This window comes from Rhodococcus sp. C26F, from assembly GCF_053345925.1.
The window spans coordinates 1-9,759 of the sequence record NZ_JBKFBA010000079.1 but is presented as its reverse complement, the minus strand read 5'-3'; the positions used below and the strand labels follow the sequence as shown (position 1 = coordinate 9,759).

General features: G+C 67.7%; 9 protein-coding genes and 1 pseudogene. 5 read left to right on the top strand and 5 right to left on the bottom strand.

From position 1 onward, the window contains the following. Positions 1-342 (top strand): annotated as a pseudogene (locus tag ACLBYD_RS29965) (amidohydrolase family protein); the annotation flags it as partial. Positions 343-440: 98 nt separating this feature from the next. On the opposite strand, the gene ACLBYD_RS29960 reads toward ACLBYD_RS29965, so the two are convergent. Then, a complete protein-coding gene (locus ACLBYD_RS29960; protein WP_060652834.1) occupies positions 441-926 on the bottom strand; it encodes a TIGR00725 family protein in 486 nt (161 codons plus the stop codon). 122 nt (positions 927-1,048) lie between these two features. Between ACLBYD_RS29960 and ACLBYD_RS29955 the strand changes: the two genes are divergently transcribed. After that, positions 1,049-1,462 (top strand): YchJ family protein, encoded by a 414-nt coding sequence (locus ACLBYD_RS29955; protein WP_447819296.1) that lies wholly within the window; start codon positions 1,049-1,051, stop codon positions 1,460-1,462. A 10-nt stretch (positions 1,463-1,472) separates the two neighbouring features. Here the strand turns inward: ACLBYD_RS29955 and ACLBYD_RS29950 are convergent, their stop codons facing one another. Further along, a complete protein-coding gene (locus ACLBYD_RS29950; protein WP_024101252.1) occupies positions 1,473-2,144 on the bottom strand; it encodes a TetR/AcrR family transcriptional regulator in 672 nt (223 codons plus the stop codon). Between the two features lie 110 nt (positions 2,145-2,254). On the opposite strand from ACLBYD_RS29950, the gene treZ reads away from it, so the two are divergent. Both treZ and ACLBYD_RS29940 read left to right on the top strand, forming a co-directional pair. Beyond that, a complete protein-coding gene (gene treZ, locus ACLBYD_RS29945; RefSeq protein ID WP_447819295.1) occupies positions 2,255-4,003 on the top strand; it encodes a malto-oligosyltrehalose trehalohydrolase in 1,749 nt (582 codons plus the stop codon). A gap of 87 nt (positions 4,004-4,090) precedes the next feature. Continuing rightward, positions 4,091-4,366, top strand: a complete 276-nt coding sequence (locus tag ACLBYD_RS29940) for a hypothetical protein (protein WP_019289739.1) — start codon at positions 4,091-4,093, stop codon at positions 4,364-4,366. Between the two features lie 35 nt (positions 4,367-4,401). On the opposite strand, the gene ilvA is transcribed toward ACLBYD_RS29940, so the two are convergent. Both ilvA and ACLBYD_RS29930 read right to left on the bottom strand, forming a co-directional pair. Beyond that, the gene (gene ilvA, locus ACLBYD_RS29935) at positions 4,402-5,727 is read right to left on the bottom strand and encodes a threonine ammonia-lyase IlvA (RefSeq protein ID WP_447819294.1); all 1,326 of its coding nucleotides are present in this window, start codon (positions 5,725-5,727) and stop codon (positions 4,402-4,404) included. A gap of 119 nt (positions 5,728-5,846) precedes the next feature. Continuing rightward, positions 5,847-6,290, bottom strand: a complete 444-nt coding sequence (locus ACLBYD_RS29930) for a nitroreductase family deazaflavin-dependent oxidoreductase (protein ID WP_447819293.1) — start codon at positions 6,288-6,290, stop codon at positions 5,847-5,849. Positions 6,291-6,428: 138 nt separating this feature from the next. On the opposite strand from ACLBYD_RS29930, the gene ACLBYD_RS29925 reads away from it, so the two are divergent. After that, positions 6,429-6,656, top strand: coding sequence for a hypothetical protein (locus ACLBYD_RS29925; RefSeq protein WP_193902150.1), 228 nt, complete (start codon positions 6,429-6,431; stop codon positions 6,654-6,656). Positions 6,657-6,715: 59 nt separating this feature from the next. Here the strand turns inward: ACLBYD_RS29925 and dnaE are convergent. Continuing rightward, on the bottom strand, positions 6,716-9,759 hold a 3,044-nt coding region (gene dnaE / locus ACLBYD_RS29920; protein ID WP_447819292.1), incomplete at its 5' end, for a DNA polymerase III subunit alpha.

The window sequence follows — 9,759 nt, the reverse complement described above, 5'->3', positions numbered from 1 at the left end:
GCCTGCTACATCACCGAACCGAGCGGACTGAACAACCGTCACCGGCTCGGCGTCGACACCATCGCGTGGGAATGCGACTACCCGCACTCCGACTCGACGTGGCCGAACTCCCCCGAGATCCTCAAGGAGGAACTCGACGCGTGCGAGTGCACCGACGAGGAGATCGACAAGATCACCTTCGCCAACGCCGCGAAGTTCTTCGACTGGGATCCTTTCGAGCACATCCCGCGTGAGGAGGCCACCGTCGGCGCCCTGCGCGCCCGCGCCACCGACGTCGACATCAGCGAGACGTCCAAGGAGGAGTACCGCCGCCGTTACGAGCTCACCAACTCCGGCTCGTAGATTCCTGCTCCACAGGAGCCCACAACAGACGATGCCCGCCGATCCGGNGGGCATCGTCGCGTCTACGGTGTCGTGCCTACTGCGTCGTCACGGTCGGCTCACACCGGGTCCTTGCGCCACAACAGTGCGTGCAGGCACTCGACGGCCTCGGCGGGCGATTCGACGTCGAGCACTCCGGCGGCGGGCATCCGCCAACCGCCGATCGCGATCACCGGAACACCGATGCGGACCGCGAGCGCGATCTCGCTCATGGTGCCCCAGCTTCCACCCACCGCGATCAACGCGTCGCTGCTGCGCACGAGCAGCGCGTTGCGCATCTCTCCGAGGCCCGTGGGAACGGCCACCGTCAGATAGGGATTGCCCTCGGCACGGTCGTCTCCGGGCAGCAGGCCGAGGGTCGTCCCACCGGCTTCCACAGCGCCACGGCAGGCTGCCGCCATCACCCCACCGAGACCGCCGGTGACCACGACGGCCCGGCGTCCGGCGAGGAGTCCCCCGACCTGGCGGGCGAGGCGTCGCTGTTCGGGCGTGGCTTCACCCGGCCCCACGACCCCGACATAGCGCTGCGCATTCATGTTCGGCATTCTGCATCATGGAGCGCTCCGGAGCGCGCGGTCCGAGAACATCATTCACGCCCGGCATCGTCCGCTCCCGCTCTGACCGCCCCGAGGCCGGGCGATCGAGCCCTTCGGGGGAGACTGTGGCCATGAGCAGAGCCGACCGCAGCACCGACACCCGCCCGGATTCCCCGTGCCCGTGCGGTCGCGGCGTTCCCCTGTCCGAATGCTGCGGGCCGCTGCTGGCCGGTGCGAGCGCGCCCACCGCCGAACAGCTGATGCGTTCGCGGTACACGGCATTCGCGACGCGCGATACGGCGCACCTGCTGCGCACCTGGCACCCGTCCACGCGTCCGCGCTCGATCGAGTTCGACCCCGGTCAGCGCTGGACCGGGCTCGAGGTCCTGCACACCACCGGAGGCGGATTCCTGCATACGACCGGCACGGTGGACTTCCGCGCGCACTGGACGGCGGACGGGGTGCCCGACTCGATGCGCGAGCACAGCCGGTTCGTGCGGGAGGACGGCGAGTGGCTCTACCTCGACGACCGCGGCGGCGACTGAACCGAATCGGTCACGGCGCCGTTCGTCGCAACAGCGTCGCGCGCAGCGTCCCCGAGAGCCACTGACGGTACTGGTCGACGTCCCATCCGCGATCCCGTCTCAGCAGCGCGTGCACCTGCGGGGAACTCAGGGTGAACAGGACATCGGCCGCGTGCTCGACGGTGACGTCCTCGCGCAGCCAGCCGGCGTGTTCGAGTCCTTCCGCGAGGGTGCGGGCGTTCTCGGCCGTCGCCTTCGCGTCGTCCGCAGCGAAACGACGCATGTCGGGGTCCGCCCCCGATGATTCCACGGAGGTCATGAGCAGCCCGCCCGCGCGTTCGAGCATCGCGGTGCCGTAGCGGACCACCTGCTCGACCACGAGGTCGACGTGCGAGACCGCGCCGCTGCCGTGGGACGATTCCGGATCCGCCGCCGCGACCGCGCGCGGATCGCCGTCGCCGGCCACCGCGTGATCGAGCGCCTCGCGGAAGATCTCCGCCTTGCCGCCGGGGAAGGCGGTGAACACCGTCCGCACCGCCACACCCGCTTCGTCCGCGATGTTCTTGACGGTGGTGCTGACGTAGCCGTCGCGAACGAACAACCGCGCCGCGGCGTCGCGGATCGTCTCGCGGGTTCGGCGGGCCGCTTCCTCCCGCAACGGTGAGGTGTACCGTCGGCGGGCTCGCTCGGGATTCGGGTTCACTCCCCCAGTATCGAGTGCATTGCAGCTGCAACAAAATTGACGCGCGGCAAGTGGGCCGCCGGTCGGCGCCATCCCCTGCACCGACGCCTCCGACACGGCATGCTGGTCGAGTGCACACCTTCGAGGTCTGGGCTCCGATCCCGTCGTCCGTCCGGCTGTTCGCCGACCGACGGCTCCACGACATGCAACGCGACGACGACGGCTGGTGGAGCACCACCGTCGATGTCGCTCCCGACACTCGATACGGTTTCGTGCTCGACGACGACACCGGGACGGTCCTTCCCGACCCGCGATCCCCGCGCCAGCCGGAGGGCGTACACGAGCCGTCGCAGCTCCACGTGCTCGACGAGACGAAGTGGACCGACCGCGGCTGGACCGGCCGACAACTGACAGGAAGCATCGTCTACGAGATGCACGTGGGGACCTTCACCCCCGAGGGCACTCTCGACTCGGCGATCGACCGTCTCGACGAACTCGTGGATCTCGGTGTCGAGTTCGTCGAACTCATGCCGCTCAACGCGTTCAACGGCACCCACGGATGGGGCTACGACGGCGTGCTCTGGTACGCGGTGCACGAACCCTACGGCGGCCCCGACGCCCTGCAGCGTTTCGTCGACGCCGCCCACGCGCGCGGACTGGCAGTGGCACTCGACGTCGTCTACAACCATCTCGGTCCGTCGGGGAACTATCTGGGGCGCTTCGGCCCCTATCTCTCCGCGGCCCCGGGCATCTGGGGCGACAACATCAACCTCGACGGTCCCGGATCCGGGGAGGTGCGTCGGTACATCCTCGACAACGCGCTGCGCTGGTTCCGCGAGTTCCACATCGACGCCCTCCGGCTCGACGCCGTGCACGCGCTGATCGACCACACCGCCACACACCTCCTCGAGGAACTGTCGGTCGAGACGTTCCGCCTGTCCGCCCATCTCGGCCGCCCCCTGTCATTGATCGCCGAATCGGACCTCAACGATCCGAAGCTGATCACTCCCCGGCCCGGCGGTGGATACGGACTGCACGCACAATGGGCCGACGACGTCCACCACGCGATCCACGCGGCGGTGTCCGGTGAACGACAGGGCTACTACGGTGACTTCGGTTCGCTGGACTGCCTCGCGTACACGCTCGGGCACGGCTTCTTCCACGCCGGGACGTATTCGAGCTTCCGCGGCCGGGTCCACGGGCGCCCGCTCGACACCCGGCGCACACCGGCGAGCGGTCTGGTCGCCTACACCTGCACGCACGATCAGGTCGGCAACCGGGCGCTCGGCGACCGGCCGGGTGCCTATCTCGAGCCCGGTCAGCTCGCCCTCAAGGCGGCGCTCGTGCTCACGTCCCCGTTCACGCCGATGTTGTTCATGGGCGAGGAGTGGGGTGCGAGCACACCCTTCCGGTACTTCACGTCGCATCCCGAACCGGAACTCGCCGCGGCCGTGGTCGAGGGTCGCCGGCGCGAGTTCGCCGAACACGGCTGGAACGCCGCCGACGTACCCGACCCGCAGGCTCCGGAGACCTTCACCGGATCGAAGCTGCGCTGGGACGAACGCGACGACGACGGGCACGCCCGGCTGCTGGAGTGCTACCGCGCGCTCATCGCGCTGCGGCGGGACCGCGCCGAGCTCACCGATCCCTGGCTCGAGCACGTGCACGTGACGTACGACGAGGACGAGAAATGGCTCGTCGTACACCGCGGTGCGCTGCGGGTGGCGTGCAATCTCGGACCCGATCCCGTCACCGTGCCGGTCGGCGGAAAACCACTGCTCTGGTGGGACGAACCGGTGGTCAACCGCACCGAGTCCGCAGTGCTGATCCCGGGCTGGTCCTTCGCGATCCTGGAGGCTCCCGAGATGCCCCGCCGATAACGTTCGTCAGGCGAAAAAAGTCGTTGATTATGCCACGAGTGGGCGAGTACCGTCTCAAGTACCGTCGAATTCTCGAGGTGAATCACCATGCAACCCAAGAAGATTCTGGCGAGCGTATTCCTCAGCACCGCCCTCGTCCTCGCTCCCGCCGGAGTCGCATCGGCGACCCCCACCGTCGACACGGCACCCGGGATCGTGAATGTCAGCGGAGGACACGACGACCACGGAAAGTACGACCACCACGATCACGACAAGAACTACAACCATCACGACAAGAAGTACGACCGCGACCATCACCGGAACCACTACTGGCGGCCCGACTGCTATTGGTGGGGCCCATGGTTGGTGTGCAATCGCTGGTGACCGCACACCACCCGTGACGTGACCGGGCCACCCGGTTACGTCAGATAACGGTAGGCAGGCGACCCCGGCTCGAGTCGCTGCGCGTCGATCGGCGACGCGTCCATGCGATTGAGCAGGGCCGAAAGGTCTTCTGCAGCACCCAGTTCGATACCGACGAGGGCAGCACCGGTCTCCCGGTTGTTGCGCTTGACGTACTCGAACAGGGTGATGTCGTCGTCCGGTCCGAGGACTTCGTCCAGGAACCGGCGCAGTGCGCCGGGTTCCTGGGGGAAGTCCACGAGGAAATAGTGTTTGAGCCCGCGGTGGACGAGCGACCGCTCGATGATCTCGCCGTAGCGCGAGACGTCGTTGTTGCCGCCCGACACCAGGCACACCACGTTCGCTCCGGGCTGCACCGAGATCGACTCGAGGGCAGCGACGGACAGGGCGCCGGCGGGCTCGGCGATGATGCCCTCGTTCTGGTACAGATCTAGCATCGTGGTGCACAGCGCACCCTCGTCGATCTGGGTCATCCCGAACGGGGCCCGACCGAGCCCCTCCCGGCGCAGCGTGGCCACGAGCGGCAGGCTCGAATGGGACACGACCTCGGCACCGAGTTCGGAGACCACGGCGTAGGGGACGTCGCCGGTCCGCTTGACCGCAGCGCCGTCGACGAACGGCTCGACCTCCGGCAGCGTGACGGGACCGCCCGCCACCAGCGCGGCGGTCATCGATGCTGCGCCGGCCGGTTCGACGCCGACGATCGACGTGCGTGGGGACCGCTCGCGCAGATAGGCGGCGACACCGGCGATGAGGCCGCCCCCGCCCACGGGGACGAGCACGACGTCGAGATCGCCGTCGAGCTGCTCGAGGACCTCGCGCGCGATGGTGCCCTGCCCGGCAGCGGTGCGGGCGTCATCGAAGGGCGGGATCATCGTCGCACCGGTGCGGATCGCATCGTCGGCTGCCGCCGCGGCCGCGGCGTCGAAGGTGTCGCCGACACCGATGAGTTCGACGCTGTCGCCGCCGTGGATACGGATCCGGTCGCGCTTCTGCTTGGGAGTGCGGGTGGGCACGTAGATGCGGCCCTGGATTCCCATCACCCGGCATGCGTAGGCGACACCCTGCGCATGATTACCGGCGCTGGCCGTGACGACACCCGCGGCGCGCTCGGCCGCGTCGAGTTGCGCCATGGCGTTGTACGCCCCGCGGAGCTTGAAGGACCGTACGCGGGTGAGGTCCTCACGCTTGAGATAGACGTTGGCTCCCACGAGGGCCGAGAGCCGGGGGCTGTGCTCGAGCGGCGTCGGGGCGACCGCCTCCGAAATTCGCTCGGCAGCCGCATCGATGTCGGCCGCGCAGGGCACGGCGGTCACAGTCATCGGTTCTGCTGTTCGCGAAGTGGAGGTCACCCGTCAATGCTGCCACTCCCCCGATTCGCCCACCACGGCGGGACCCGCATCGAGGGGGTGACAGCACAGTCCGTCCGAGCGTGCTCGGTCTACGAGCCCTCGACCGGCTCGAGAACGAAGACCGGAATCTCGCGGTCGGTCTTCTCCTGGTACTCCGCGTAGGGCGGGAACGCCTCGACCGCACGTTTCCACCACTGCGCCTTCTCCTCGCCGTGGACCTCGCGGGCGGTCATGTCCCACACCTCGGTGCGGTCCCTGACCTCGACGTGCGGGTTCGCGACGATGTTGTGGTACCAGACGGGATGCTTCGGTGCACCGCCGAGCGAGGCGACAGCGGCGTACCTACCCTCGTGCTCGACTCGCATGAGAGGGATCTTGCGGAGCTTGCCGGACTTGGCGCCGACCGTGGTCAGGATGATGACCGGTCGACCCTGGAGGGTGGTGCCGCGGGTTCCGCCCGACGACTCGTACTCCTCGACCTGCTTGGCGCTCCATTCGACGGGACTCGGTTCGTATTCTCCGTGCAGTGGCATACCGACCAGTCAACACAATCGTTGTGACAGTCGCCGCCCGATCGTCGAGTTCGGTGGCCCGAACTCTTCCCTGCGCCTATCCTGAAGAAAGAATTCCGCCCGGCCTACAGTCGCTCGGCCTACAGGAGGTGCACCGCGATGTCCGTGCTCGACCCCCGGATACACCGTGAGCGCACCGACGGTGTGGACATCGCCGGCACGATCTGGCCCCTGTACAAGCTCGAAGCACTCGCGGCCGGTCTCCTGACCCTGCTCGTGGTCCTCGTCGTCACCACCAGCGCCCAGAGCGCCGTGCTCGGTGCCGCTGCGGTCACCGTCGTCGTGTGGTGGGTCCGCAAGGCCCAGCAGCACGCACTCCGTTCCTAGACGCACCGGTCGACCCGGCTTCCCGCNCACCGAAGGGCTCGCGCCGCGCGGCGGGATCGCTAGGTGGCCAGGCAGCCCGGCCCGAGCAGGGCCTTGAGGTCGCCCATCAGCGCCGACGACGGTTCGACCCGCAGGCTGTCGTCGAGCTTGAGGACCGTGACCTTGCTGCCGGTGATGAGCCGCACGTGCACGTCGGACGAGCCGGGATGGCGCGTGAGCACGTTCTTGAGGGCACCGACCTTGTCGGGGGTGCACAACCGGGTGGGCATCGACACCGATACCGGCTTCGCCACCCCGATCTGTGAGAGGTCGGGGACGACGAGATCGTTGGCGATCAGGGAGATCCGGTCGTCGCGGATCGACACCCGGGCCTTGACCAGCACCACCGAGTCCTCCACGACGTCCATGCCGTAGACGGCGTAGGACTGCGGGAAGAAGAGCACCTCGATGCCACCGGTGAGGTCCTCGAGTTGCGCGGACGCCCAGGCGAGACCGTTCTTGTTGATGCGCCGGTTCACCGAGGCGAGGATGCCGCCGACGGTGACCTGACTGCCGTCCTTGAGCGCGCCTTCGAGGATCGCGGGGATCTGGGTGTCGGCCTGGGACGCGAGCACGTGCTCGACGCCGTTGAGCGGGTGCCCGGAGACGTAGAGGCCGAGCATCTCCCGTTCGAGGGCGAGGCGGTGCTTGGTGTCCCATTCCTCCTCGGGGATGCGGACGTTGAACACCGCGGCGACGGACTCGTCGGTGTCGTCGCCGCCGAACAGGTCGAACTGGCCGATCGCCTCGGCCTTCTTCGTGCTCATCACCGCGTCGATCGCGTCGGCGTGGACGAGCATCAGGCCCTTGCGCGGGTGCCCGAGCGAGTCGAATGCGCCTGCCTTGATGAGGGATTCGGTGACCTTCTTCGAACACGCGACGGTGTCGATCTTGTTGAGATAGTCGGAGAAGTCGGTGTAGCGACCCTTCTCCTCCCGCCCCTTGATGATCGAGGCCACGACGTTCGTGCCGACGTTGCGGACGGCGCCGAGGCCGAACCGGATGTCCTCGCCCACCGACATGAAGTTGGTGTGCGACTCGTTGACGTCCGGCGGCAGCACGGTGATGCCCATCTTGCGGCAGTCGGACAGGTAGACCGCGGCCTTGTCCTTGTCGTCGCCGACGGAGGTGAGCAGACCGGCCATGTACTCGGCCGGGTAGTTCGCCTTGAGGTAGGCGGTCCAGAACGAGACCAGCCCGTAGCCGGCGGCGTGCGACTTGTTGAACGCGTAGCCGGCGAAGGGCAGAACGGTGTCCCACAGCGCGGTGATCGCCGCCTGCGAGAAGCCGTTGTCCTTCATGCCCTGGGCGAAGCCGTCGTAGGCCTCGTCGAGGATCTCCTTCTTCTTCTTACCCATCGCGCGACGCAGCAGGTCTGCCTGTCCGAGCGAGTAACCGGCCACCTTCTGAGCGATCTGCATGATCTGCTCCTGGTAGACGATCAGACCGTAGGTGTCGGCGAGGATCTCCTTCAGCGGTTCCTCGAGCTCGGGGTGGATCGGCTTGACCTCTTGCCGCCCGTTCTTGCGGTCGGCGTAGTCGTTGTGCGCGTTCATGCCCATCGGGCCGGGGCGGTACAGCGCGAGCACGGCGACGATGTCCTCGAAGCCGGTGGGCTGCATGCGGCGCAGCAGGTCGCGCATGGCGCTGCCGTCGAGCTGGAACACGCCGAGCGTGTCGCCGCGCGCGAGCAGTTCGTAGGTCGCCGGATCCTCCAGCGGGAGGGTGTCGAGGTCGAGATCGATCCCACGGTTGACCTTGATGTTCTCGATCGCGTCGCCGATGACGGTGAGGTTGCGCAGACCGAGGAAGTCCATCTTCAGCAGACCGATGGCCTCGCAGGACGGATAATCCCAGCCGGTGATGATCGCGCCGTCCTGCGCGCGCTTCCACAGCGGGATCGCGTCCATGAGCGGCTCGGACGACATGATCACCGCGCAGGCGTGCACGCCGGCGTTGCGGATCAGGCCCTCGAGACCGAGCGCGGTGTCGTAGATCTTCTTGATGTCCGGGTTGGACTCGATCAGCTGGCGGACCTCGGCGGCTTCCTTGTACCGCTCGTGGCTCGGGTCGGTGATACCCGAGACCGGGATGTCCTTCGCCATGATCGGCGGCGGCAGGGCCTTGGTGATCTGGTCGGCGATCGCGAATCCGGGCTGGCCGAACTGCACTCGCGCGGAGTCCTTGATCGCGGCCTTCGTCTTGATGGTGCCGAACGTGATGACCTGGGCGACCTTGTCGTTGCCCCACCGCTCGGTGGCGTAGCGCACCATCTCACCGCGGCGGCGATCGTCGAAGTCGATATCGATATCGGGCATCGACACGCGCTCGGGGTTGAGGAACCGCTCGAACAGCAGACCGTGCGGGATCGGGTCGATGTTGGTGATGCCCATCGCGTAGGCGACGAGCGAACCGGCGGCCGAACCACGGCCGGGGCCGACGCGGATGCCGACCTCGCGGGCGTGGTTGATGAGGTCGCCGACGACGAGGAAGTAGGCGGGGAAGCCCATCTGGTTGATGACGCTGATCTCGTACTCGGCGCGCTCGACGTACTCGCGGGGTGGGCCGGCGGGGAAGCGACGGTCGAGGCCGCGCATGACCTCCTTGTGCAGCCAGCTCGCCTGCGTCTCCCCTTCCGGCACCGGGAAGATCGGCATCCGGTCGCGGTGGGTCCACACGTCCTCGTAGGACTGCACGCGCTCGGCGATGAGCAGCGTGTTGTCGCATGCGCCCGGCACCTCGCGGTCCCACTGCTCGCGCATCTCCTGCGCCGACTTGAGGTAGTAGCCGTCGCCGTCGAACTTGAACCGGGTGGGATCGGAGAGGGTCTTACCGGTCTGGATGCACAGCAGCGCCTCGTGGTTCGCGGCCGCATCCTTGGTGACGTAGTGGCAGTCGTTGGTCACCAGCGGCGGGATGTCGAGCTTGCGGCCGATCTCGATCAGGCCCTCGCGCACCCGGCGCTCGATGGACAGGCCGTGGTCCATCAGTTCGAGGAAGAAGTTGTCCTTGCCCCAGATCTCCTGCCACTTCGCGGCGGCCTCGAGCGCTTCGCGCTCGTGGC

What these genes read in the sequence shown, in the direction of transcription:
- ACLBYD_RS29960 (WP_060652834.1), bottom strand. Translation starts at nt 926, where the DNA reads ATGCCGAACATGAATGCGCAGCGCTATGTCGGGGTCGTGGGGCCGGGT.
- ACLBYD_RS29955 (WP_447819296.1), top strand. Translation starts at nt 1,049, where the DNA reads ATGAGCAGAGCCGACCGCAGCACCGACACCCGCCCGGATTCCCCGTGC.
- ACLBYD_RS29940 (WP_019289739.1), top strand. Translation starts at nt 4,091, where the DNA reads ATGCAACCCAAGAAGATTCTGGCGAGCGTATTCCTCAGCACCGCCCTC.
- ilvA (WP_447819294.1), bottom strand. Translation starts at nt 5,727, where the DNA reads ATGACTGTGACCGCCGTGCCCTGCGCGGCCGACATCGATGCGGCTGCC.
- ACLBYD_RS29930 (WP_447819293.1), bottom strand. Translation starts at nt 6,290, where the DNA reads ATGCCACTGCACGGAGAATACGAACCGAGTCCCGTCGAATGGAGCGCC.
- ACLBYD_RS29925 (WP_193902150.1), top strand. Translation starts at nt 6,429, where the DNA reads ATGTCCGTGCTCGACCCCCGGATACACCGTGAGCGCACCGACGGTGTG.